The 22677-nt window shown below is 64.8% G+C and carries 22 protein-coding genes; 20 read left to right on the forward strand and 2 right to left on the reverse strand.

The window, feature by feature from the left end; translation table 11 throughout:
• Positions 1–58: 58 nt before the first annotated feature.
• Entirely contained in the window at positions 59–640 is a 582-nt protein-coding gene (locus QEP15_RS08285) for a hypothetical protein (RefSeq protein ID WP_062842037.1), read from the reverse strand.
• A 492-nt stretch (positions 641–1132) separates the two neighbouring features.
• Between QEP15_RS08285 and rpsP the strand changes: the two genes are divergently transcribed.
• From rpsP to QEP15_RS08325, 8 genes are all read left to right on the forward strand, one after another.
• The gene (gene rpsP, locus QEP15_RS08290) at positions 1133–1393 is read left to right on the forward strand and encodes a 30S ribosomal protein S16 (protein WP_008165084.1); all 261 of its coding nucleotides are present in this window, start codon (positions 1133–1135) and stop codon (positions 1391–1393) included.
• Positions 1394–1533: 140 nt separating this feature from the next.
• Positions 1534–2151, forward strand: a complete 618-nt coding sequence (gene rimM / locus QEP15_RS08295; protein ID WP_217617805.1) for a ribosome maturation factor RimM — start codon at positions 1534–1536, stop codon at positions 2149–2151.
• On the forward strand, positions 2151–2987 hold the full coding sequence (gene trmD / locus QEP15_RS08300; protein ID WP_152383917.1) for a tRNA (guanosine(37)-N1)-methyltransferase TrmD: 837 nt from the start codon (positions 2151–2153) through the stop codon (positions 2985–2987). The genes rimM and trmD overlap by 1 nt, the downstream gene beginning before the upstream one ends.
• A gap of 109 nt (positions 2988–3096) precedes the next feature.
• A complete protein-coding gene (locus QEP15_RS08305) occupies positions 3097–3768 on the forward strand; it encodes a helix-turn-helix domain-containing protein (RefSeq protein WP_280148647.1) in 672 nt (223 codons plus the stop codon).
• A gap of 96 nt (positions 3769–3864) precedes the next feature.
• Complete coding sequence (locus QEP15_RS08310; protein ID WP_056315679.1) at positions 3865–4620, forward strand: ABC transporter substrate-binding protein; 756 nt, start codon at positions 3865–3867, stop codon at positions 4618–4620.
• A 121-nt stretch (positions 4621–4741) separates the two neighbouring features.
• Positions 4742–5395 carry an amino acid ABC transporter permease gene (locus QEP15_RS08315; RefSeq protein ID WP_062842033.1) on the forward strand — a complete coding sequence of 218 codons (654 nt, stop codon included), beginning with the start codon at positions 4742–4744 and terminating at the stop codon, positions 5393–5395.
• Complete coding sequence (locus tag QEP15_RS08320; protein WP_280148648.1) at positions 5392–6123, forward strand: amino acid ABC transporter ATP-binding protein; 732 nt, start codon at positions 5392–5394, stop codon at positions 6121–6123. The genes QEP15_RS08315 and QEP15_RS08320 overlap by 4 nt, the downstream gene beginning before the upstream one ends.
• A 9-nt stretch (positions 6124–6132) precedes the next feature.
• Positions 6133–7422, forward strand: a complete 1290-nt coding sequence (locus QEP15_RS08325; protein ID WP_217617808.1) for an NAD(P)/FAD-dependent oxidoreductase — start codon at positions 6133–6135, stop codon at positions 7420–7422.
• A 64-nt stretch (positions 7423–7486) separates the two neighbouring features.
• Here QEP15_RS08325 and QEP15_RS08330 read toward each other — a convergent pair whose 3' ends face one another.
• Positions 7487–10381 carry a valine--tRNA ligase gene (locus QEP15_RS08330; protein ID WP_056315688.1) on the reverse strand — a complete coding sequence of 965 codons (2895 nt, stop codon included), beginning with the start codon at positions 10379–10381 and terminating at the stop codon, positions 7487–7489.
• A gap of 421 nt (positions 10382–10802) precedes the next feature.
• On the opposite strand from QEP15_RS08330, the gene ndk reads away from it, so the two are divergent.
• From ndk to hflK, 12 genes are all read left to right on the forward strand, one after another.
• A complete protein-coding gene (gene ndk / locus QEP15_RS08335) occupies positions 10803–11228 on the forward strand; it encodes a nucleoside-diphosphate kinase (protein WP_056315689.1) in 426 nt (141 codons plus the stop codon).
• 43 nt (positions 11229–11271) lie between these two features.
• Positions 11272–12426: a dual-specificity RNA methyltransferase RlmN gene (rlmN, locus tag QEP15_RS08340; protein ID WP_056315692.1), complete on the forward strand. Its 1155-nt coding sequence runs from the start codon at positions 11272–11274 to the stop codon at positions 12424–12426.
• Positions 12423–12917: a helix-turn-helix domain-containing protein gene (locus tag QEP15_RS08345; protein WP_280148649.1), complete on the forward strand. Its 495-nt coding sequence runs from the start codon at positions 12423–12425 to the stop codon at positions 12915–12917. The genes rlmN and QEP15_RS08345 overlap by 4 nt, the downstream gene beginning before the upstream one ends.
• Positions 12918–12931: 14 nt before the next feature.
• Complete coding sequence (gene ispG / locus QEP15_RS08350) at positions 12932–14218, forward strand: flavodoxin-dependent (E)-4-hydroxy-3-methylbut-2-enyl-diphosphate synthase (RefSeq protein ID WP_062842031.1); 1287 nt, start codon at positions 12932–12934, stop codon at positions 14216–14218.
• Positions 14219–14272: 54 nt separating this feature from the next.
• A complete protein-coding gene (gene hisS, locus QEP15_RS08355) occupies positions 14273–15559 on the forward strand; it encodes a histidine--tRNA ligase (protein WP_142049684.1) in 1287 nt (428 codons plus the stop codon).
• A 3-nt stretch (positions 15560–15562) separates the two neighbouring features.
• The gene (locus QEP15_RS08360) at positions 15563–16201 is read left to right on the forward strand and encodes a YfgM family protein (RefSeq protein ID WP_056315703.1); all 639 of its coding nucleotides are present in this window, start codon (positions 15563–15565) and stop codon (positions 16199–16201) included.
• A gap of 5 nt (positions 16202–16206) precedes the next feature.
• The gene (gene bamB / locus QEP15_RS08365; RefSeq protein ID WP_056315705.1) at positions 16207–17364 is read left to right on the forward strand and encodes an outer membrane protein assembly factor BamB; all 1158 of its coding nucleotides are present in this window, start codon (positions 16207–16209) and stop codon (positions 17362–17364) included.
• A 25-nt stretch (positions 17365–17389) separates the two neighbouring features.
• The gene (gene der / locus QEP15_RS08370) at positions 17390–18742 is read left to right on the forward strand and encodes a ribosome biogenesis GTPase Der (protein ID WP_280148650.1); all 1353 of its coding nucleotides are present in this window, start codon (positions 17390–17392) and stop codon (positions 18740–18742) included.
• Positions 18743–18745: 3 nt separating this feature from the next.
• Positions 18746–19819, forward strand: coding sequence for a histidinol-phosphate transaminase (gene hisC, locus QEP15_RS08375; protein WP_152383922.1), 1074 nt, complete (start codon positions 18746–18748; stop codon positions 19817–19819).
• A gap of 157 nt (positions 19820–19976) precedes the next feature.
• Positions 19977–20213 (forward strand): RNA chaperone Hfq, encoded by a 237-nt coding sequence (gene hfq, locus QEP15_RS08380; protein ID WP_006218585.1) that lies wholly within the window; start codon positions 19977–19979, stop codon positions 20211–20213.
• Positions 20214–20297: 84 nt separating this feature from the next.
• Positions 20298–21404 carry a GTPase HflX gene (gene hflX / locus QEP15_RS08385; protein ID WP_062842027.1) on the forward strand — a complete coding sequence of 369 codons (1107 nt, stop codon included), beginning with the start codon at positions 20298–20300 and terminating at the stop codon, positions 21402–21404.
• The gene (hflK, locus tag QEP15_RS08390; protein ID WP_152383923.1) at positions 21370–22668 is read left to right on the forward strand and encodes an FtsH protease activity modulator HflK; all 1299 of its coding nucleotides are present in this window, start codon (positions 21370–21372) and stop codon (positions 22666–22668) included. The genes hflX and hflK overlap by 35 nt, the downstream gene beginning before the upstream one ends.
• Positions 22669–22677: the final 9 nt, after the last annotated feature.

Consider the following 22677-nt stretch of genomic DNA (forward strand, 5'->3'; position numbering starts at 1 on the left):
CTCGCTATCAACAAAGGCCCGCTCCCGCAGCGGGCCTTGTTCATCCTGGCGGCGTCGGCTAGCGGTGGATGGCCGCTGCGACCGCCTGGGTGATCGTGAAGTCCACCAGGTCACCTTCCTTCAGTTGCTGGAGTTTCTCGCGCAGCGCCGGGTCCCTGACCTGGATGGTGCGGCGGCCGCCCTGAGGACCTTTCAGGATCACCAGGTTCGCGCTTCGATTGATGTGCCAGATCTCGGCCGTGATCGTGGTCTGACGGCCGATGGCGCCGCCTGGCATCGCGCCCTTGGCGGTACGAGCCGCCGCGGTCTCGGTCACGACTTCCGGCGCGCCGGAGCCCGCGGGGCGCACGTCCACCGCGATCGATTCGTAATAGTCCAGCGTCAGGGTGTCGCCCGGTTTGATCTGCTTGAAATTGCGGATATCTGGTCCGGCAACGATCTCGACGGTATTGCCATCGGCGCCGCGCAAGGTGAGGGTCCGGCTTGCCTGATCCACGGCGGTCACCTGGCCGGATGCCGTCGTCAGCGCCGCACCCATCACCCGTGCGGACGCGCCCGTTGGCAGCGCAAGGGATCCCGCCAGCAATCCAGCCACAGCCAGGCGCGCGACGGGGGCGAAGACGGATTTTTGGTTCTTCATGATGTGCACACTCCAGTTCAAGGACGTCAGTGGGGGAAAGCGCAGTCAGGCGCAGGCGCAGCCGCTCCGATCGGGGAGGCCGGGCCCTGAGGGGGCAGGAAGGCAGGGGAAAGCTGTCGTTGCGGGGAGGCCGGCAAGGGCAGGGCGTAGAGTTTTGCGCGGGTCGACATGAATCCGATCTCTCCAATCAGATTGCTCTTCAGACGCACCAACTGCTCAAACGCATAACAACGAGACGGGCTGCAGGCATGGGGCGGGGGCGGCATGACCGGGCGGACACAGCCTTCCGGCGCAACGCCGGACGCAACCGCCGCGCGGCGCGCCTGCAGATAGAGCCGCAGCAGGGCTGGGCTCATGCTTGTAGAATACCCGGATGTGGTGTTTTAGGATACAAATCGCGCCACACCGCAGATTTCGGCACTTGCATTTGCCAGCAGGCTCCTTTCAGTGCTAGAATTTCCCGTTTTTCACAACTAATTCAAGGGATTACCTATGGTGGTGATTCGCCTGGCCCGCGGTGGGTCCAAGAAGCGTCCGTTCTACAACCTGGTGGCCACCGATTCGCGTAACCGTCGCGACGGCCGCTTTATCGAACGCGTGGGTTTTTACAACCCCGTGGCTAGCGAAGGCACGGAAAACCTGCGCATTGCGCTGGATCGCGTGCAGTACTGGACCGGCACCGGCGCGCAACTGTCGCCCGCCGTCGAGCGTCTGGTCAAGGAATACTCGGCCAAGGTTTCCGCCGCGGCCTAATTGCCCGCGTCGCACATCCTTAGCTGAAATTCTTTAGCTGAATTCTGAGCGGCTAGTTTTTCCACGCTGAAAGCCCTGCGCTTGCAAGCTGACATTCCTAGCTGCTTCATCGCTATCCAAGCCGATAAAGAGCACGATAAATGCCTGATGCCGCAACCTCCAACGCGGCGCCTACGGATTTGGTCGAGCTGGGCCGCATTACTGCAGCCTACGGTGTGAAAGGCTGGGTTAAAGTGCAGCCGCATTCGGCCAACGCCGAAGTGCTGCTCTCAGCGTCTCAATGGTGGTTGACTCGCCCTGTGCCTGAATTGGCGCGGGGCGCTGTCGCGTCTGCGCCTGTCGCATTCAAGATCTTGCAAGCCCGTTCGCAGGGAGCCACCGTCGTGGCGCAACTGCAGGGCATCACGGATCGCGATCAGGCCGAAGCGCTGCGCGGACATTCCGTGCAAGCGCCGCGCGGTTCGTTCCCCGCGCCCGACGAAGACGAATACTACTGGGTCGATCTCATTGGTTGCGCGCTGTACTCCAGCGCCAGCGGCGAACCCACGCGAATCGGCGTGGTAAGCGAGGTCCTCGACAACGGCGCGCATGCCGTGTTGAAGGTCCTGCTGCAGAAGGGCGAGGGCGAGAATCCCGAACCCGTCCTGGACGCCAAGGGCCGGCCCGCCGAAATGCTTGTTCCGTTCGTACGCGCGCACATCCATGCCGTCGATCTGGCCGCGCGCCGCATCGACAGCGACTGGCCCGCGGATTTTTGATGCGTATCGACGTCGTTACGCTATTTCCCGAAATGTTCGGGGTGGTGCGCGACCTCGGGGTCACCGGCCGGGCCCATGCCCAGGGCCGGTGGCAGCTGCATGCCTGGAATCCGCGCGATTTCACGCATGACGTCCATCGCACCGTCGACGACCGCCCCTACGGCGGCGGTCCCGGCATGGTCATGATGGCGGGGCCGCTGGAAGCCGCCGTCAACGCCGCCCAGCAGGCGCGCGCCGGACAGGGGCTTGGTCCCGCTCCGGTGGCGTTGCTGGCCCCGGTGGGCCGGCGCTATGACCAGGCTGGCGCCGAGGCATTGGCCGCCAGCGATGGCCTCATTCTCATTTGCGGTCGCTACGAAGGCGTGGACCAGCGCTTCATCGATCGATGCGTCACGCAAGAGATTTCGCTTGGCGACTTCGTCTTGTCCGGCGGCGAGATCGCGGCGCTCGCCGTGATCGATGCCGCGGTGCGCCTTTTGCCCGGCGTGCTCAACGATGGGGATTCCGCGCTGCAGGACTCCTTCAATGACACCTTGTCTGGCCTGTTGGACAGCCCGCATTACACACGCCCCGAAGTGTACGAAGGCGAAGCGGTGCCGGCGGCCCTGTTGAGCGGTCATCACGCCAATATCGCGCGCTGGCGGCGCGAGCGTTCATTGGCATTGACCGCGGCGCGCCGGCCTGAACTCATCGCGTCCGCGCGCGAGAAAGGCTGGCTCAGCAAGCTTGACGAGCGATATCTGGCCGAGCTGGCCGGGACGCCGCTACCCGCCGAGCCGGGATCATCCCGGCGTCGCCGGCCGCGCAAGCCGTCCGATCCCTCTGGCGCCGCCTGACGGTCATCCTGCCCCATCCGCAACGCCCACAACGCTAGGGAAGGTCCTAGATTGTGGGCGTTTTCGCTGCTCCTTAGTATTGAAAATTACATGCACATGAAATTTTCATATGAGCCGTTCAGCCGCCGTTCGTCGTGCCAGTGCAGCACCGTCGTCACCCGCCCGGGCGGACAGGCCGGAGTCGGCCGTCGATCTGTGGCTGGGCCAGCAACTGCGTCAGCTGCGCAAGCAGCAGGGGCGGTCGCTCGCTGACGTCGCCCAGGCTTGCGGCATGTCGCTGGGTCTGCTGAGCCAGATCGAAAGAGGGCTGAGCTCGGCCTCCGTCAAAGTCCTTCATCTCCTGGCGCGCGAGTTTCGCGTGTCGGTCAATGCCCTGCTGCGCAACGCCGAGCACACGGGCGGCGAGGAAGATGGGCGCGTGGCCCGCGCGGGCACGCATCGGTACATCGACCTCAAGGAAAAGGGCATCTGCAAAGAGATGTACACGCCCGCCGCCTGCCGCAGCATGGATCTGTGCCGCGCCTCCATCGCGCCCGGTGGCTCCACCGGCAGCGAGCTCTTCGTGACCGGGCAGGGCGAGCAGATTGGCGTGGTGCTCAAGGGCGTGCTGGAGTTGTGGGTCGGCGACCGCGTCATCCGCCTGCAGGAGGGTGACAGCTTTTGCTATGCCAGCAGCACGCCGCGCCGCTGGTGCAATCCGGGGTCCCAGACGACCGAGGTCATCTGGGCCATCTCCAACAACACTCAAGCCGCGGAGGACGACACGTCACAAGCGCCCTGAGCGCGCAGCACCCATGCGGCGGCACGCGAGGGGAGCGGGCCGCCACCGGGCGCGCCAGGCGCGGCCCGGCCTTCTTTGCCACGATGAGGATATGTCATGAAATTCAAGACCCTGGTTGTCTCTGTATTCGCAGCATTGTCCATGGCGGCGGGCGCCCAAGCCCAGACGGTATTGAAGGTGGGATCCACGCCCACCGGCAGCCCGTTCACGTTCCTCGATACCAAGACGAACAGCATCGAGGGCGTGATGGTCGACATTGTGAAGGCGGTCGGCAAGGAGGCCGGATTCTCGGTGCAGATCGAGCCGATGGCGTTTTCAGCGCTGATCGGCTCGCTGACGTCCAAGCGCATCGATATCGTGTCGGCGGCAATGTTCATCACGCCTCAGCGCCAGCAGGTGGTGAGCTTTTCGGAGCCCGTCTATCGCTATGGCGAAGGCCTGATGGTGCTCAAGAGCGACAACAAGGAGTACAAGTCGTTCGCCGACATGAAGGGCATGACGGTAGGCGTGCAGGTGGGCACGGCCTTCGTCGAGCCCATCCAGAAGAGCGGGGTCTTCAAGGAGGTGAAGCTCTACGACAATCCGCCCGACATGATGCGCGACGCAAACGCCGGCCGGATCCAGGGCGGCTTCATGGACTATCCCATTGCCGCGTATGTGCTGTCGCAAGGCAACTACCCCAATCTGAAGATGGCGCAGTCCTACCAGCCCACGATCATGGGCAGCCTGGGGCTGGCCACGCGCAAGGAAGACACCGAGCTGCTTGATCGCATCAACAAGGCGCTGGCCAAGCTGAAGGCCGACGGCGCCATCGACGCCATCCTGAAGAAGTGGGGCCTGGGCGGCGCGTGAGGCCGGCCGGGCGTTCGTAGCGCAAGCATTCGTTAAAAATCCCGCCGGCGCGATCAAACCCGCCGGCGGACGCCGCGCATCCGGAGCGCGACGCGGGCAGTCTTCTGGGGGTGGTGGACGCATGATGCAATTCATGAAGGACGCGGCAGAGTTCATGCCGATACTGCTGGAGGGCGCCAAGCTCACGATCCTGGTCACGCTGGGCTCGCTGGCGCTGTCGACGGTGCTGGGGCTGGTCTGGGCCTTGATGCGGGTGTCGGGCAACAAATACCTGTCGGGCTTTAGCGCCGGCCTGGTCAATCTGCTGCGCGGCATTCCCATCATCGTGCTGCTCTTCTATATCTACTTCGTGATGCCGGACATGGGCGTGTCGCTGAGCGCGGTGCAGGCTGCGATCATCGGCCTGGGCGTCGCGTATTCGGCCTACCAGGCCGAGAACTTCCGGGCCGGCATCCAGGCGATCGATCGCGGCCAGATCGAGGCGGCCATGGCCATGGGCATGGGCTGGGGGCTGACGATGCGCCGCGTCGTGCTGCCGCAGGCCGTGAAGATCGTCCTGCCGCCTTACGGCAACATCATGATCATGATGCTCAAGGACTCGTCGCAGGCATCCACCATCACCGTTGCCGAGCTGGCGCTGCAAGGAAAGCTCATCGCCGTGTCGACGTTCAAGAACGCCACGGTGTTCACGCTGGTCGCGCTGATGTACCTGGTGATGTGCGTGCCGCTCATCCTGCTGGTGCGGCATCTGGAAAAACGGAGCGCAACCAAATGATCAGCCTGCAAGGCGTGAGGAAAAGCTTTGGGCCGCTTGAAGTCCTCAAGGGCATCGACGCCGAGGTCGAGCAGGGCGAGGTCGTGTGTGTCGTGGGGCCATCCGGCTCGGGCAAGTCGACCATCCTGCGCTGCATGAACGGACTGGAACGCTACAACGCCGGCCGCATCACGGTCGACGGTGAGCTGGTCGATTGCGATTCGCCTTCCATCGTGTCGATCCGCACGCAGGTCGCGATGGTGTTCCAGCGCTTCAACCTGTTTCCGCACCGCACGGCGCTGGAAAACGTCATCGAGGGCCCGATCTTCGTCAAGAAAGAGCCGCGCGCGCAGGCGGTTGAACGCGGCCGCGAGCTGCTGGCCAGCGTCGGCCTGGCGGACAAGGAAAACGCGCATCCGAACCAGCTGTCGGGCGGCCAGCAGCAACGCGTGGCGATTGCGCGCGCGCTGGCAATGAGACCGAAGGCGATCCTGTTCGACGAGCCCACCTCGGCGCTTGATCCCGAACTGGTCGGCGACGTGCTGGGCGTCATGCGCAAGCTGGCCGAGGCCGGCATGACGATGGTCGTCGTGACGCACGAAATGAGCTTTGCGCGCGAGGTCGCCGACCGCGTCATGTTCTTTGACGGCGGCGTCATGGTGGAGCAGGGCGCCGCCCGGGAAGTGCTGAATCATCCGCAGCATCCGCGCACGCAGGACTTCCTGCGGCGTGTGTTGCACCCCATGTAAGGACGCCCCATGCAGCCAACGCCGTTTCCGCTTTCCCCGTCACTATGGGCGGCCACCGCAGCGCCGCCGCCGCCCACCGGGCCGCTTGACGCGTCCACGCAGGCCGACGTCGCCGTGATTGGCGGCGGCTACGCCGGCCTGTCCACTGCGTTGCACCTGGCCGAGCGTGGCGTCAAGGTCGTGCTTCTGGAGGCGCGCGAGATCGGCTTTGGCGGCTCGGGCCGCAATGGCGGGCAGGTCATTCCGGGCTTGAAATACGACCCTGACGATCTGATTGCGATGTTCGGCCCCGAGCGCGGCGAGCGGTTGACACGGTTCGCCGGCGGGACGGCGGACGCGGTCTTCGACCTGATCGAGCGCCACGCGATGGACGTGCCGCGCGTGCGCAAGGGGTGGATCCAGGGCGCGCACACGCCCGACGCGCTGCGTGTCGCGCAAGGCCGCGCGGCGCAATGGGCGCGGCTGGGCGTGGACGCGCAACCGCTGGATCGGGCGCAGGTCGCCCGGCTTATCGGCACGGACAAGTATCTGGGCGGATGGGTGGACCGGCGGGCGGGCGCGGTGCAGCCGCTGAGCTATGCGCGCGGCCTGGCGCGCGCCGCGCTGAACGCGGGCGCGACCCTGCACACCGACACGCCCGTCACGGGCCTGGCGCGCGACGGCGGCAAGTGGACGGTGTCCACGGCGCGCGGGCCGTCGGTCAGCGCCGACCGCGTGGTGATGTGCACCAATGCCTATGGCGGCGGCCTGTGGCCTGGCCTCAAGCCGTCCATCATCGACGCCAACACGTTCCAGGTGGCCACCGTGCCGCTGCCCGACCGCATCCGGGCGGGCATCTTTCCCGAGGGCCACGTCACGTCCGACACGCGCAATCTGCTGTTGTACTTCCGGCTGGATCATCAGGGCCGCCTCTTGATGGGCGGCCGGGGCCCTTTTCGCGAGCCCAAGGGCGAGGCGGATTGGGCGCATCTGGAGCGCGTGATGGTCAAGATGTTCCCGCAGGTGGCCGGCACGCCGTTCGAGTTCCGCTGGTGCGGCAGAGTGGCCGTCACGCGCGACTATCTGCCGCATCTGCATGAACCGCAGCCCGGGCTGCTGGTGGATATCGGCTGCCAGGGCCGCGGCGTCGGCTTGCAGACCTGCATGGGGGGCGCAATGGCGCAGTACGTGGTCACGGGCGATGCCAATGCGCTGCCCGTGCCGCTGTCGGCCATCAAGCCATTTCCGCTTTATCCGCTGCGCCGCCTGTACGTCAATGCGGTGGTCAGCTGGTACCGGATGACGGACGGCGGGGTCTGAATCCCGGCTGTCCCCAAACAAAAACCCCGGAACAGTGTCCGGGGTTTCTGGGGCGGCGCGAGGATCAGTTGCCGAGCTTGGCGCGCTGCTCCTGCACCTTCTGCAGGGTTTCGCCGAACTGCGCCATGCGGGCCTTTTCCTGTTCCACGACGGCGGCGGGCGCGCGCTCGACGAAGCTGGCGTTGGACAGTTTGCCCTGGGCCTTGGCGATCTCGCCGGAGAGGCGGGCGATCTCCTTGTCCAGACGCACGCGCTCGGCGGCGACGTCGATCTCGACGTGCAGCATCAGGCGGCTGGCGCCGACGACCTGCACCGGCGCGCCCGCGTCGGGCAGCACGTCCAGCACGTCAACCTGGCTCAGCTTGGCCAGCGCGGCCAGGTAGGGCGCGTTGCGGGTCAGCATGGGCGCATCGCCCTGCGCGCACAGCGGCACCTTCTGGGCGGGCGACAGGCTCATCTCGCCGCGCAGGGCGCGCACGGCCTCGACCTGCGCCTTCAGTTCGGCCACATCGGCTTCGGCGGCGGCATCCACCGCGGCCGGATTGGCCTTGGGGTAGGGCTGCACGCTGACGCTGTCGGCCACGCCTTCCTTGCGCTTGCCGGCCACGACCGACACCTTCTGCCACAGCTCTTCCGTGATGAACGGAATGATCGGATGCGCCAGGCGCAGCACGCATTCCAGAACGCGGATCAGCGTGCGGCGGGTGCCAAGCTGCTGGGCCGGCGTGCCGGTCTGGATCTGCACCTTGGCCAGTTCCAGGTACCAGTCGCAGTATTCGTCCCAGACGTAGCGATAGATTGCGTTGGCGATGTTGTCGAAACGGTAGTCGGCAAACCCGCGCGCGACGTCGGCTTCCAGTGTCTGCATCTGGCTGACGATCCAGCGGTCGACGAAGGACAGTTCGCCTTCGTCCGGCACCGACAGGTCATGGCCTTCGGTGTTCATCAGCACGAAGCGCGTGGCGTTCCAGAGCTTGTTGCAGAAATTGCGGTACCCCTCGCAACGCTTCAGGTCGAAGTTGATGTTGCGGCCCAGGGTGGCGTAGGCCGCCATCGTGAAGCGCAGCGCATCGGTGCCGTAGGCGGGGATGCCGTCGGGGTACTGGCGGCGCGTGGCCTTTTCGATGGCGCCTGCCTGTTTCGGATTCATCAGGCCGTAGGTGCGCTTGGCCACCAGGCCGTCCAGGTCGATGCCGTCGATCAGGTCCACCGGGTCCAGCGTGTTGCCCTTGGACTTGCTCATCTTCTGGCCGTCGGCGTCGCGGATGAGGCCGTGCACGTAAACGTGCTTGAACGGGATCTGTCCGGTCAGGTGCGTGGTCAGCATGACCATGCGCGCCACCCAGAAGAAGATGATGTCAAAGCCCGTGACCAGGACGCTGGAAGGCAGGTAGCGCTGCAGGTCCGGCGTGTTTTCCGGCCAGCCCAGCGTCGTGAAGGGCACGAGGCCCGACGAGAACCACGTGTCCAGGACGTCGGGGTCGCGCGTGAGCGGGCCAGTGACGCCGGCGGCGCGCGCCTGCTCGATTGCGCCCGCTTCGTCGTGGGCCACAAACACCTGGCCATCTTCCGAGTACCAGGCCGGAATCTGATGACCCCACCACAGCTGGCGCGAAATGCACCAGTCCTGGATGTTGTTGAGCCACTGGTTGTAGATGGTGGTCCAGTTGTCCGGATAGAACTGGATGCGGCCGTCGGCCACGACTTCCAGCGCGACCTCGGTGATGCTCTTGCCCGGGTTCAGCGTGCCTTCCGGCGCGGGCTTGCTCATGGCGACGAACCACTGGTCGGTCAGCATCGGCTCGAGCACGACGCCGGTGCGGTCGCCCTTGGGCTGCATCATCTTGTGCGGCTCGACCTTGACCAGATAGCCCTCGGCTTCCAGTTGCGCAACGACCGCCTTGCGGGCCTCGTAGCGTTCCATGCCCTGGAACTGCTTGGGACCGTTTTCGTTGATGTGCGCGTCCAGCGTGAAGATCACGATCAGCGGCAGATCGTGGCGCATCGCGCAGGCGTAGTCGTTGAAGTCATGGGCGCCCGTGATCTTCACGCAGCCCGTGCCGAATTCAGGGTCGACGAAATCGTCGGCAATGATGGGAATGTTGCGGTCGCAAAGCGGCAGCTCGACTTGCTTGCCGACCAGATGCTTGTAGCGGGGATCGTCGGGATGCACGCACAGCGCGCCGTCGGCCAGCATGGTTTCCGGGCGTGTCGTGGCGATGGTCATGCCGCGCAGGGTGACTGTTTGGCCGTCCTTGTCGACGATGGTCTGCGGACCGTCGACGAACGGGTAGAGGATGTGCCACATGTGGCCATCGGTCTCTTCGGACTGCACTTCCAGGTCGGACACGGCCGTGAGCAGCTTGGGGTCCCAATTGACCAGGCGCTTGCCGCGGTAGATCAGTCCCTGTTTATGCAGCCGGACAAACGTTTCCACCACGCCGCGCGACATGCGGTCGTCCATGGTGAAGTATTCGCGCGGCCAGTCGGCCGAGGCGCCCAGGCGGCGCACCTGTCCGGTGATGGCGCTGCCGGACTTCTCCTTCCATTCCCACACCTTCTCGACGAACTTCTCGCGGCCCAGGTCATGGCGCGAAACCTTTTGCGCGTCGAGCTGTCTTTCAACGACGATCTGCGTGGCGATGCCGGCGTGGTCGGTGCCAGGAATGAACACGGTGTCGTCGCCCGACATGCGGTGGTAGCGCACCAGGCCGTCCATGATGGTCTGGTTGAACGCGTGGCCCATGTGCAGGGTGCCGGTCACGTTGGGCGGGGGGAACTGGATGACGTAAGGCTGGCTTTCCGTCCCCGTTTTCACGTGCTGGCCCGCGGCGAAGTAGCCGCGCTTGTCCCACTCGGCATACCAGCGGGATTCCAGTTCGGAGGGTTCGAAGCTCTTGGAGAGTTCCGGGGTTTCGCCGGCGATAGGCGCGGCGTTCGGGGGAGCAGCTTGAGTCATTACTAAGTTCCGGCAGACAGGGGCGCCCGGGTAGGAAGCGGGCAGCAAACCGCTCATTTTAAGATGTAATGCGGTCTTCTCAGCGTGTTAGAATACCGGGTTACTGTAAACCTTTTAGAAGTCCCTGAATTCATTGAGGATTCCTTCGGAAATGCGTGCTGAATCATTGGATTGGCGCGCAGCCGGAATCCCGCTGGCATTCCAGGATGCGTCCGACAGGTCGGCAGTGTCGAATCCTGTCTTGGTCGGTGGTTCAGGGTGGCCCGAGACACCCATTCGTTTCGGATCTCCTGCGTGCCAACGGCGCGATGGCGCTTGATGTCGCCCCGAAGGGTGGCATCCAAGCGCGGCATCGGCAAGCACAGAGCCCCACCAGGCAATTAACTAGAAACCCGTCAGAAATCAGTTTTCGGAGTCCTTTATGTCCATTCAACGCACCCTCTCGATCATCAAGCCCGACGCCGTCGCCAAGAACGTGATCGGCCAGATCGTCGCCCGTTTCGAGCAAGCCGGCCTGAAGGTCATCGCCGCCCGCCTGACCCAACTGTCGCGCGCCGACGCCGAGCGTTTCTACGCTGTGCACGCCGCCCGTCCCTTCTTCAAGGACCTGGTCGACTTCATGGTCTCGGGCCCCGTGTTCGTGCAAGTGCTGGAAGGCGAAGACGCCATCCAGAAGAACCGCGACCTGATGGGCGCCACGGACCCCAAGAAGGCTGAAGCCGGCACCATCCGCGCGGACTTCGCCGACAGCATCGACGCCAACGCCGTCCACGGCTCCGACGCGCCGGAAACGGCCGCTGTCGAAGTGGCTTTCTTCTTCCCCGAAATCAACATCCACAGCCGTTAATTTTTGGCTTAAGTTGTTGAAAGCGCTTTAGTTTTACCTGGTTATGGAATCCGTCGAACGAATCAATCTGCTGGGGCTGGACGGCTCCGCCCTGTCCGAACTGGTCGGGCAGTGGGGCGGCAAGCCGTTTCGCGCCCGCCAGCTGCAGCGCTGGATGCACCAGCGCGGCGCCGATTCGTTCGACGCCATGACCGACCTGGCCCGCGATTTCCGCAGCCAGCTTGCGACGCATTGCCGCATCGAGGCATTGCCCGTCAACATCGAGCAACGCTCGACCGACGGCACCCGCAAGTGGCTGTTCGATGTGGGGCAGGGCAACGCCATCGAAACCGTCTTCATCCCCGAAGACGACCGTGGCACGCTGTGCATCTCCAGCCAGGCTGGCTGCGTGGTGAACTGCCGTTTCTGCTCGACAGGGCACCAGGGGTTCAACCGCAACCTGAAGACCAGCGAAATCATCGGCCAGCTGTGGTGGGCCAAGCGCGTGCTAGAGGCCGACATCGGCACGGCCCGCCTTGAAAGCGCCCGCGCCACCGAAGACACCCGCGTCATCAGCAACGTCGTCATGATGGGCATGGGCGAACCCCTGCTCAATTACGACCAGGTCCTGCCCGCGCTGCGCCTGATGCTCGACGACAACGCGTACGGCCTGTCGCGCCGCCGCGTCACGGTGTCCACCTCCGGCGTCGTGCCCATGATGGACCGCCTGTCGCAAGACTGTCCCGTGGCGCTGGCCGTGTCGCTGCACGCGCCCAACGACGCGCTGCGCGACGAGCTCGTGCCGCTGAACAAGAAGTACCCGCTGAAGGAGCTGCTGGCCGCCTGCGAACGCTACCTGGCGTTTGCGCCCCGCGACTTCATCACGTTCGAATACTGCATGCTGGACGGCATCAACGATACCGACCAGCACGCCAAGGAATTGATCCACATTGCACGCCAGGTGCGCTGCAAGCTGAACCTCATACCGTTCAACCCATTCCCCGCATCCGGCCTGAAGCGCTCGGCCTCGGCGCGGGTGAAGGTGTTTGCCCAGCGTCTGATGGACGCCGGCATCATCACCACGGTCCGCAAGACCCGGGGCGACGACATCGATGCGGCTTGCGGCCAACTGGCCGGAGAGGTGCGGGACCGCACTCGGATCACCGAGCGCAACGCCGCCCAGCGCCAGACCATACCAATTAAACAGGTGCACGCATGACGCAGGATTTCGCTTCTGCAGTTTCCGACTCGTCCGCCGGCGCGGTGGGCAGCGTGGGCGCCGCCTTGCGCGGTTTGCGCCTGGCCAAGGGCTGGTCGCTCGACGAAGTTTCCAGCCGCATCAAGTTTTCCACCAAGCAGATCGAAGCCCTTGAAAACGAGCAGTGGGACAACCTGCCCACCGGCGTTTCCTTGCGCGGCCTCGTGCGCAACTATGCGCGGCTGCTCGGCGCCGATGCCCAGGCCATCGTCGACTCGCTCGATCCCAATGCCCGCGCCACTGGCCCGGCCAAGCTCAGTCCCAGCTCGCTGCATTCCGCGCATTCCATTCCGCAATCCAGCGCCGACGACGACCGCTCGTCCACGTCGTCGTGGGGCTGGCTGATCGCCATCGTGCTGGTGCTTGCCGCCGGCGTGGCGTATGCCTTCTGGCAAGGTTGGCTGCCGCAGCAGTGGCTGCCCGCCGACTGGCTGCCGAAGCCGACCAAGTAACCCGGTTCCAACCGATGCAAGATTCTTCTCTGCCTTGCCAGGACGCGCCGCCTCCCTCGGTGGGAGCCGCAGCGCGCCGCGCCACGCGTTCCGTCGCGGTGAAGTGGGGCGATCGTGTCGTGACGGTGGGCGGAGACGCCCCGGTCGTGGTTCAGTCCATGACCAACACCGACACCGCGGACGCCATCGCCACCGCGATCCAGGTCAAGGAGCTGGCGCAGGCCGGCTCCGAGCTCGTGCGCATCACCGTGAACACGCCCGAGGCCGCCCGCGAGGTCGTCGCCATCCGCGAGCAGCTCGACCGCATGGGCGTGAACGTGCCGCTGGTGGGAGACTTCCACTACAACGGCCACAAGCTGCTGACGCAGTTCCCGGAATGCGCCCAGGCGCTGTCCAAATACCGCATCAACCCCGGCAACATGGGGGGCGGCAAGCGCCGCGACGACAACTTCGCGCAAATGATCGAAGTCGCCTGCCGCTATGACAAGCCCGTGCGCATCGGCGTCAACTGGGGCAGCCTCGACCACGAGCTCATGGCGCGCAAGATGGACGAAAACAGCCGCCGCGCCCAGCCCTGGGAAGCGCAGGCCGTCATGCGCGACGCGCTGGTCGTCTCGGCCATCAGCAATGCCCAGCGCGCCGAGGAACTCGGCCTGCGGCGCGACGCCATCATCCTGTCGTGCAAGGTCAGCCACGTGCAGGATCTCATCGCCGTCTACCGCGATTTGTCCGCCCGCTGCGACTACCCCTTGCATCTGGGCCTGACCGAAGCCGGCATGGGCAGCAAGGGCATCGTGGCCTCGACCGCGGCGCTTGCCGTGCTGCTGCAGCAGGGCATCGGCGACACCATCCGCATTTCGCTCACCCCCGAACCGGGCGGAGAGCGCAGCCGCGAGGCCATCGTCGCGCAGGAAATCCTGCAGACCATGGGCCTGCGCGCATTCACGCCCATGGTCGTCGCCTGCCCCGGTTGCGGCCGCACCAGCAGCACGTTCTTCCAGGAACTTGCCGACAGCATCCAGTCGTTCCTGCGCCGGCAGATGCCGGTGTGGCGCACGCAGTATCCCGGCGTCGAATCGATGAACGTCGCGGTGATGGGCTGTGTGGTCAATGGGCCGGGCGAAAGCCGTCATGCCGACATCGGCATCAGCCTGCCGGGTACCGGCGAAGTGCCGGCCGCGCCGGTGTTCGTCGACGGCGAGCGCACGGTCACGCTCAAGGGCGACCATATCGCCGAAGAGTTCCAGGCCATCGTTGAAGAATACGTTGCGCGCCGGTATGGCGCGCTCGCCTCTCACTAAAGTAAGGGTGTAGCCATTGGCGCGCTTCTCCGGCGCGCCGACGGCATGATCAAGATGACTCAAGCTTTCCAGAAAGTCGCCGCCATCCGCGGCATGAATGACCTGTTGCCGGGGGCAAGCGCCCGCTGGGAGCAATTCGAGGAAATCGTGCGCGGCTGGCTGCGCGGCTATGGCTACCGCAATGTGCGTACGCCCGTGCTTGAGCATACGCGCCTGTTTGCACGCGGCATCGGCGAAGTCACCGACATCGTCGAAAAAGAGATGTACACGTTCACCGACGCGCTCAACGGCGAATCGCTCACGATGCGCCCCGAAATGACCGCCGGGATCGTGCGCGCCTCGATCGAACACAACCTGCTCTACGATCGTCCGCAACGCGTCTACTCCATCGGTCCCGTCTTCCGTCACGAGCGCCCGCAGCGCGGCCGCTACCGCCAGTTCCACCAGATCGACGTCGAAGCGCTGGGCTTTGCCGGTCCCGACGTGGACGCGGAACTCATCGTCATGCTGGGCCGCCTCTGGAAGCTGCTGGGCCTGAAGGACGTGCGCCTTGAACTGAATTCGCTGGGCCAGCCGGCCGAGCGCGCCGCGCACCGCGCCGCCTTGATCCAGCATCTGGAAAAGCACCGCGACATCCTCGACGAAGACGGCCAGCGCCGCATGTACAGCAATCCGCTGCGCGTGCTGGACACGAAGAACCCCGCCATGCAGGAAATGGCCGACAGCGCGCCGCGCCTGTTCGACTTCCTGGGCGAAGAGTCCCGCGCGCACTTTGACGGCGTGTGCCAGCGCCTGACCGACGCCGGCATCGAATACCGCTTGAATCCCCGTCTGGTCCGCGGCCTGGACTACTACAACCTGACCGTCTTCGAATGGGTCACGGACCGCCTGGGTTCCCAGGGCACGGTCTGCGGCGGCGGCCGCTACGACGGCCTGGTCGAACTGCTGGGCGGCAAGCCGGCGCCTGCCGTGGGCTTTGCCATCGGCATGGAGCGCCTGCTCGACCTGTGGGAGCAAAGCGTCGAAATCGCCGCGCCGGCCGAGTGCGACGTGTACGTCGTGCACCAGGGCGAGGACGCGCAGCGCCTGGCCGCGCGCGTCGGCGAAGACCTGCGTGACGCGGGCCTGTCGGTCATCGTGCATGCCGGATCGGCTGGCTTCAAGTCCCAATTCAAGCGCGCGGACGCCAGCGGCGCCCGCGTTGCGGTTATCCTTGGCGCCGACGAAGTGGCGTCGCAGACCGCCAGCGTCAAGTTCCTGCGCGCAGAAGGGCAGGGCGACTCGGCGCAGCAACAGGTTCCGCTGGCGAAGCTGGCCGACGCATTGAACAACAAGGGTTAACGCATGGCATACGATCTTGAAGAACAGGAAAAACTCGACGCTATCAAGGCGTGGTGGGCCCGCTATGGCACGCTTCTGCTGACGCTGGCGACGGCAGTGCTCCTGGCCTGGGGCGGCTGGTGGGGCTGGAAGGCGTACGAATCGCACCAGGCCAACCAGGCAATGGGCTACTTCGAAGCGCTGGAAGACGCGGCCCGCCTGGGTGGCGCCGATTCCTCGGTGCGTATCAAGACCGCAGCCTCGACGCTGCGCGAAAAGTATCCCAACACCGGCTACGCCGCGCGTGGCGCTCTGGTGGCCGCGCAGGCCCTGCAGGCGCAGAAGGATGACGCCGGCGCCCGCGAACAGCTCGAATGGCTGGCCGGTCAGAACAAGAACCCCTCCATGCAAGCCGTGGCGCGCCTGCGCCTGGCCGGCATGATGCTGGACCAGAAGCAATACGACGCCGCGCTGGCGCAGCTGAACAATCCGCCGGCCGCCTTCGCCGCCTTGTTCGCTGACCGCCGCGGCGACGTGCTGGCTGCGCAAGGCAAGCGCGAGGAAGCGCGCGCGGCCTGGCAGAGCGCCATCGATGGCCTGGGTGCGGCCAATCCCTTGACCCAGGTTGTGCAACTGAAACTGGATGCCTTGAGCGGAGCGTGACTGTAATGCGTAAATTTGCACCTGGCCGTACGTGGCGCGGCGCCGTCCTCTTGGCAAGCCTGCTTGCCCTGGGCGGATGCGGCTTGTTCTCCCATGACGACGGCCGCTACGATCCGGCGCCCCTGACCGAATACAAGGCTGGCATGTCCGTGCGCCAGGTCTGGTCCACGTCCATCGGCAGCGGCTCGGGCCTGGGCTTCGCGCCCACCGTGCTGGGCGATGCCATCTATGCCGCCACGCCCGACGGCTCCGTCGGCAAGTTCGACCTGCAAAGCGGCCGCGTCATCTGGAAGGCCAAGGCCGAAGGCAAGCTGTCGGCGGGCGCCGGCAGCGACGGCACCACCACTGCGGTCGCTTCGCCCAACGGCGACGTCATCGCCTTTGACGACACCGGCAAGGTGAAGTGGAAGGTCCGCGCCACCAGCGACGTCACGATTCCGCCGGTCGTCGGCTACGGCATCGTCGTCGTGCGCAGCGGCGACTACCGCATCCAGGCTTTCGACGCGAACAGCGGCGAGCGCGTCTGGAGCGTGCAGCGTCCCGGCCCGTCGCTCGCCTTGCGCAGCGTCTCGCAAATGGTCCTGGCCGAAGGCCTCGTCATCACGGGCCTGCCCGGCGGCAAGATCATGGCCATCGCCTCCAATAGCGGCAACGTGCAATGGGAAGGCACCGTGGCCACGCCGCGCGGCGCCAGCGACCTGGAGCGTCTGACCGACGTGGTGGGCGCGCCCCGGATCGCGGGCAACCTGCTGTGCGCGGTTGCTTATCAGGGACGCATCGTCTGCTTTGACGTCACCGCCGGTGGCCGTCCGCTCTGGACCAAGGATTTCTCCAGCGTCAGTGGCCTCACGCTCGATGACCGCTTCGCTTATGCCGCCGACCAGAACAGCGTGGTCAACGCGTTTGCGCTCGATAACGGGGGCAATGTCTGGAAACAGAGCGCTCTGAAGAACCGCCAGCTCACGGCTCCGGCTATGCTTGGGGGAGCGCTGGCTGTCGGCGATCTGGATGGTTACGTGCATTTCCTGTCGCGCAGCGATGGCAGCCTGATGGCGCGCCTGTCGGTGGGCGGCGGCGCAGTCGTGTCACCGCCGCAGACGACGCCCCAAGGTGTGCTGGTCCAGACGGGCAATGGCAATCTCGTCATGATCGGCGCCAACTGAAACTTATAAAACAAAGCCTTTTACCGTGTCTTTCAAGCCTGTCGTTGCCCTGGTCGGCCGCCCCAATGTGGGGAAATCGACCCTTTTCAACCGCCTGACGCGATCGCGCGCCGCGCTGGTGGCCGATTATTCCGGCCTGACCCGCGATCGCCATTACGGCGAGGGCAGGGTGGGCGATATTCCGTTCATCGCCATCGATACCGGCGGCTTCGAGCCCGTGGCCAAGGACGGCATCCTGCTGGAAATGGCCCGGCAGACCCGCCAGGCCATCGCCGAGGCGGACGTCGTCGTGTTCCTGGTGGATGCGCGCTCTGGCATCAATGCGCACGATCACGAGATCGCGCAACTGCTGCGCAAGTCCGGCCAGCAGCGCGTGCTGCTGGCGGTGAACAAGGCCGAAGGCATGGGCCTGGGTCCCGCCATCGCCGAATTCCATGAACTTGGCCTGGGCCAGCCGTATCCCATTTCGGCGGCGCACGGCGACGGCATCGTGGATCTCATCGAGCTGGCGCTCAAGGATCTGGCCGAGCCGCCCGTCGAAGAAGATCCGGTCGAAGAAGGCGAGCACGATCACCGCATCAAGCTGGCGATCGTGGGCCGCCCCAACGTAGGCAAGTCCACGCTCATCAATACGCTCATGGGCGAAGAGCGCGTGATCGCGTTCGACATGCCGGGCACCACGCGCGACGCCATCGAAATCGATTTCGAGCGCGACGGGCGCCGCTACACGCTGATCGACACGGCCGGGCTGCGCAAGCGCGGCAAGGTCTTCGAGGCAGTCGAAAAGTTCTCCGTCATCAAGACCTTGCAGGCCATCGAGGCCAGCAACGTCGTGCTGCTCATGCTCGACGCGCAAACCGAAATCTCCGAGCAGGACGCGCACATCGCCGGGTTCGTGCTGGAAACCGGCCGAGCCGTGGTCGTGGCCGTCAACAAGTGGGACGGCCTGGACGGCGAAGAAAAGGAACGCATCGAGCGCGAGTTCAACCGCAAGCTGCGCTTCCTGTCGTTCGCGCGCGTGCACACGATCTCGGCGCTGCGCGGGCAGGGCATCAAGCCCCTGCTCAAGTCCATCAATGCCGCCCATGCCGCGGCCTTTGCCAAACTGTCCACGCCCAAGCTCACGCGCGAGCTGCAGGCCGCTGTCGAACAGCAGCCGCCTCCGCGCAAGGGCATCTTCCGTCCCAAGATGCGCTACGCGCACCAGGGCGGACAGAACCCGCCGCTGGTCGTCATTCACGGCAACGCGCTGGACGCCATTCCCGATTCGTACCGCCGCTACCTCGAAACGCGTTTCCGCAATGCATTCGACTTGGCCGGCACGCCGCTGCGTATCGAATTCAAGTCCTCGCACAACCCTTACGCGCAGGAAAGCTGATCCATGAGCCGCTTCTGGAGTCCCGTTGTCGGGACGCTCAGTCCCTATGTGCCGGGCGAGCAGCCCAAGCTTCAGAATCTGGTCAAGCTGAACACCAACGAGCACCCTTACGGGCCGTCGCCCAAGGTGCTCGATGCGATCCGCGCCGCTTGCGACGACACGCTCAAGCTCTATCCGGACCCTTCCTCGGACCGCCTGCGCGAGGCCATCGCCGCCGCGGTCGGCGCGCAGCCGCAGCAGGTGTTCGTGGGCAACGGGTCGGACGAGGTCCTGGCGCATGCGTTTCTGGCCCTGCTCAAGCATGACCGTCCGCTGCGCTTTCCGGATATCACGTACAGCTTCTATCCCGTGTACTGCGGCCTGTACGGCATCGAATTCGAAACGATGCCGCTCACCGCGGACTTTTGCATCGACGTCGAAGACTATCTGCCCGCGCGCCACGGTCAGGCGGGCGCCATCATCTTCCCGAATCCCAACGCGCCCACCGGCCGGGCGCTCAGCGCCGCCGAGGTCGAGCGCATCGTCGCCGGCAATCCGGACACGGTCGTTGTCGTGGACGAGGCGTATGTGGATTTCGGCGCCGAATCGGTGATCCCGCTGGTCTCGCGCTACGACAACCTGCTGGTGGTGCAGACCCTTTCAAAGTCGCGTTCGCTTGCGGGCCTGCGGGTAGGCTTTGCCGTGGGCAGCGCCGCCCTGATCGATGGGCTTGAGCGGGTAAAGAACAGTTTCAACTCCTACCCCATCGATCGTTTGGCATCCGCCGGTGCAGTAGCGGCGCTGGAAGATACGGAGTACTTTGAGCAGACCCGCAAAGCCGTGATCGACACGCGGTCCCGCATGACCGCAGGGTTGCAGGCGCTGGGCTTCGAGGTGCTTCCATCAGCGGCGAACTTCGTGTTCGCGCGCCATCAGTCAAAGGACGCCGCGACGCTTGCCGCCGCCCTGCGCGAGCGCAGCATCATCGTGCGTCATTTCCGTCATGCGCGGATCGATCAATTCCTGCGCATCACGGTGGGTACCGAAGCCCAGTGCGATCTGCTTCTGCAAGCGCTCCAGAGCATCCTGAAGGCGTGATTTTCAGAGGCATTTCAGCTGGAAAACTCTGGTCTCATTTTTGCTTCCCGGCCAAGTAGCACGGGCCGGGAAAACCCTGTAGAGTACGTGTTTCGGCGTGCACCACCAGTACAAAAAGCGCGTCATTACTCAATAACAAACAAATGGAGCCTGGCCAATGAGCAATAAAGGGCAAACTCTGCAAGATCCGTTCCTCAACACGCTGCGCAAGGATCATGTGCCCGTGTCGATCTACCTCGTGAACGGCATCAAGCTTCAAGGGCAAATCGAATCCTTCGACCAATACGTGGTGCTGCTGCGCAATACGGTCACCCAAATGGTTTACAAGCACGCCATTTCCACCGTCGTTCCCGCGCGCGCCGTCAACTTTCAAGTGGAAGTCCCTGCTGAGTAATCTCGCTCCAGCTTTACCTTTTATTGCCCGCCAGACGGTTCTCGTCGGCGGGCATTTTCGCTTTGGCTCGAATATGGTGCATGTATGCGCGCTCTGATCATCAGCGTGGATCTCGGTGATCCGGACTTCACGGCACACGCCGAGGAATTTGCCATGCTGGCCAAGGGCGCGGGCGCCGAAATCGTCGGCACCTTGACGGCCCGCCGCGATCGTCCCGACGCCAAGTTCTTCATCGGCTCCGGCAAGGCCGACGAGGGCGTCGCGATGGCGCAGGCGCTGCTTGCCGACATCATCCTTTTCGACCAGCCGCTTTCGCCAGCCCAGCAGCGCAACCTCGAACGCGCCTTCAACCTGCGCGTGGTGGATCGCGTTGCCCTCATCCTGGACATCTTCGCGCTGCGCGCAAAGAGCCACGAAGGCAAGCTGCAGGTCGAACTGGCCCAGCTTCAGCATCTGGCCACGCGCCTGACGCGCATGTGGAGTCACCTGGAACGGCAGCGCGGCGGCATCGGGATGCGCGGGCCAGGTGAATCCCAGCTTGAAATGGACCGCCGCATGATCGGCGCCAAGGTCAAGACGCTGCGTGAGCGGCTCGACAAGGTCGAACGCCAGCGCATCACCCAGCGGCGCGCTCGCGCGCGGGGCGGAGCGTTGTCGGTGTCGCTGGTGGGTTACACCAACGCCGGCAAGTCGACGCTGTTCAACGCGCTGACCCGCGCGGACGCCTACGCCGCCGACCAGTTATTCGCCACGCTGGACACGACGACCCGCCGCATCTGGATCGAAGGCGCCGGATCGGTGGTGGTGTCGGACACCGTGGGCTTCATCCGCGACCTCCCGCACAACCTGATTGCCGCCTTCCGCGCCACGCTCGAAGAAACCGTGCACGCGGATCTGCTGCTGCATGTGGTGGACTCGGCCAGCCCGCAGCGGGATGAGCAGATTTTCGAGGTCAACAAGGTTCTCGCCGAAATAGGCGCTGCCGCGATTCCAACCATTCTGGTATACAACAAGATCGACCGGGCGGGCCTGGACCCGCGGGTGGAGCGCGATGCACATGGTACGATTGCGCGAGTATTTGTAAGCGCCACCGAGCGCGCCGGTTTGGATGCGTTGCGCGGGGCAATTGCGGAAACCGGACAGATTGTGGGAAACAATGCCGCGAATTATCAAACTCTTCAATCTGAATGACCCCGGCTGGGGTCGCGGAAACAACAATGGCTCCGAGCCGCCGCCCAAGCGGCCCCAAGGCAATGGAGACGGCCCTCCGGACCTGGACGAGGTCTGGCGCGATTTCAATAATCGCATCGGGAACCTGTTCGGGCGCAAAGGCGGGGGCGGCAACAACCGGCCCGGCAATCGTGGTGGCATGACGCCGCCATCCCCGCGGGGCACACGCATCGGCCTGGGCGTCATTGCCCTGGTTGCGGCAGGTATCTGGCTGGCCAGCGGCTTCTACATCGTGCAAGAAGGCCAGGTCGCGGTCGTGACCCAGTTCGGCAAATACAAGAGCACGTCGCAAGCTGGTTTCCAGTGGCGCTTGCCTTATCCCATTCAAAGCCATGAAATCGTCAACGTGTCGCAACTGCGCACGTTCGAAGTCGGTTTCCGTGGCGGCGCGCGCAACAAGGTCCTGCCCGAAGCGCTGATGCTCACGACGGACGAGAACATCGTCGATATGCAGTTCGTCGTCCAGTACCGCCTGCGTGCGGACGGCGCGCCCGACTATCTCTTCAAGACGCGCGACCCGGACGAATCCGTGCGCCAGGCGTCGGAAACCGCCATGCGCGAAGTCGTGGGCAAGCAGTCGATGGACTTCGTGCTGTACGAAGGCCGTACGACGGTGGCCTCGCAGGTTCAGGCGCTGATGCAGCAGATCCTCGACCGCTACAAGACGGGCGTGCAGGTCAGCACCGTCGCCATCCAGAACGTGCAGCCGCCCGAGCAGGTCCAGGCCGCGTTCGACGACGCCGTGAAGGCCGGTCAGGATCGCGAGCGCCAGATCAACGAAGGCCAGGCCTACGCCAACCAGGTCGTGCCGCTGGCCAGTGGTCAGGCTTCGCGCATGATGGAGCAGGCCGAAGGCTACAAGGCCAAGGTCGTGGGCGATGCGCAAGGTAATACCTCGCGCTTTACCAGCATCCTGGGCGAATACGAAAAGTCTCCCCAAGTCATGCGCCAGCGCATGTACCTGGAAAGCATGCAGGACATCTTCACCCGCGCCAGCAAGGTCATGGTCGACACCAAGAGCAACAACAACATGTTGTATCTGCCCTTGGACAAGATCATGCATCTCGCCGCTCAGGACGCAGGCAAGTCGAATATCGGCAGCTCCGGCTCGCCGGTGGCCAACCCGCCTGTCCAGCAGCCTTCGCGCGGTTCGGCCGCGCCGGTGCCGCAGCCTTCCGGCAGCAGCAATAGCAACACGCTGCCCCGCGACCGTATGTCGCGCTAATCCGGAGGA

Origin of the sequence: Achromobacter mucicolens (assembly GCF_029866465.1) — a bacterium.
Classification (GTDB): domain Bacteria; phylum Pseudomonadota; class Gammaproteobacteria; order Burkholderiales; family Burkholderiaceae_B; genus Achromobacter; species Achromobacter mucicolens.

Excerpts from the sequence above, each read along its gene's own strand:
- QEP15_RS08345 (WP_280148649.1), top strand. The coding sequence starts at position 12,423 with ATGACGCAGGATTTCGCTTCTGCAGTTTCCGACTCGTCCGCCGGCGCG.
- QEP15_RS08320 (WP_280148648.1), top strand. The coding sequence starts at position 5,392 with ATGATCAGCCTGCAAGGCGTGAGGAAAAGCTTTGGGCCGCTTGAAGTC.
- rlmN (WP_056315692.1), top strand. The coding sequence starts at position 11,272 with ATGGAATCCGTCGAACGAATCAATCTGCTGGGGCTGGACGGCTCCGCC.
- QEP15_RS08330 (WP_056315688.1), bottom strand. The coding sequence starts at position 10,381 with ATGACTCAAGCTGCTCCCCCGAACGCCGCGCCTATCGCCGGCGAAACC.
- QEP15_RS08315 (WP_062842033.1), top strand. The coding sequence starts at position 4,742 with ATGATGCAATTCATGAAGGACGCGGCAGAGTTCATGCCGATACTGCTG.
- hflK (WP_152383923.1), top strand. The coding sequence starts at position 21,370 with ATGCCGCGAATTATCAAACTCTTCAATCTGAATGACCCCGGCTGGGGT.
- hflX (WP_062842027.1), top strand. The coding sequence starts at position 20,298 with ATGCGCGCTCTGATCATCAGCGTGGATCTCGGTGATCCGGACTTCACG.
- QEP15_RS08360 (WP_056315703.1), top strand. The coding sequence starts at position 15,563 with ATGGCATACGATCTTGAAGAACAGGAAAAACTCGACGCTATCAAGGCG.
- hisS (WP_142049684.1), top strand. The coding sequence starts at position 14,273 with ATGACTCAAGCTTTCCAGAAAGTCGCCGCCATCCGCGGCATGAATGAC.
- ispG (WP_062842031.1), top strand. The coding sequence starts at position 12,932 with ATGCAAGATTCTTCTCTGCCTTGCCAGGACGCGCCGCCTCCCTCGGTG.
- bamB (WP_056315705.1), top strand. The coding sequence starts at position 16,207 with ATGCGTAAATTTGCACCTGGCCGTACGTGGCGCGGCGCCGTCCTCTTG.
- hfq (WP_006218585.1), top strand. The coding sequence starts at position 19,977 with ATGAGCAATAAAGGGCAAACTCTGCAAGATCCGTTCCTCAACACGCTG.
- QEP15_RS08310 (WP_056315679.1), top strand. The coding sequence starts at position 3,865 with ATGAAATTCAAGACCCTGGTTGTCTCTGTATTCGCAGCATTGTCCATG.
- ndk (WP_056315689.1), top strand. The coding sequence starts at position 10,803 with ATGTCCATTCAACGCACCCTCTCGATCATCAAGCCCGACGCCGTCGCC.
- QEP15_RS08285 (WP_062842037.1), bottom strand. The coding sequence starts at position 640 with ATGAAGAACCAAAAATCCGTCTTCGCCCCCGTCGCGCGCCTGGCTGTG.
- hisC (WP_152383922.1), top strand. The coding sequence starts at position 18,746 with ATGAGCCGCTTCTGGAGTCCCGTTGTCGGGACGCTCAGTCCCTATGTG.
- rimM (WP_217617805.1), top strand. The coding sequence starts at position 1,534 with ATGCCTGATGCCGCAACCTCCAACGCGGCGCCTACGGATTTGGTCGAG.
- trmD (WP_152383917.1), top strand. The coding sequence starts at position 2,151 with ATGCGTATCGACGTCGTTACGCTATTTCCCGAAATGTTCGGGGTGGTG.
- QEP15_RS08325 (WP_217617808.1), top strand. The coding sequence starts at position 6,133 with ATGCAGCCAACGCCGTTTCCGCTTTCCCCGTCACTATGGGCGGCCACC.
- rpsP (WP_008165084.1), top strand. The coding sequence starts at position 1,133 with ATGGTGGTGATTCGCCTGGCCCGCGGTGGGTCCAAGAAGCGTCCGTTC.
- QEP15_RS08305 (WP_280148647.1), top strand. The coding sequence starts at position 3,097 with ATGAGCCGTTCAGCCGCCGTTCGTCGTGCCAGTGCAGCACCGTCGTCA.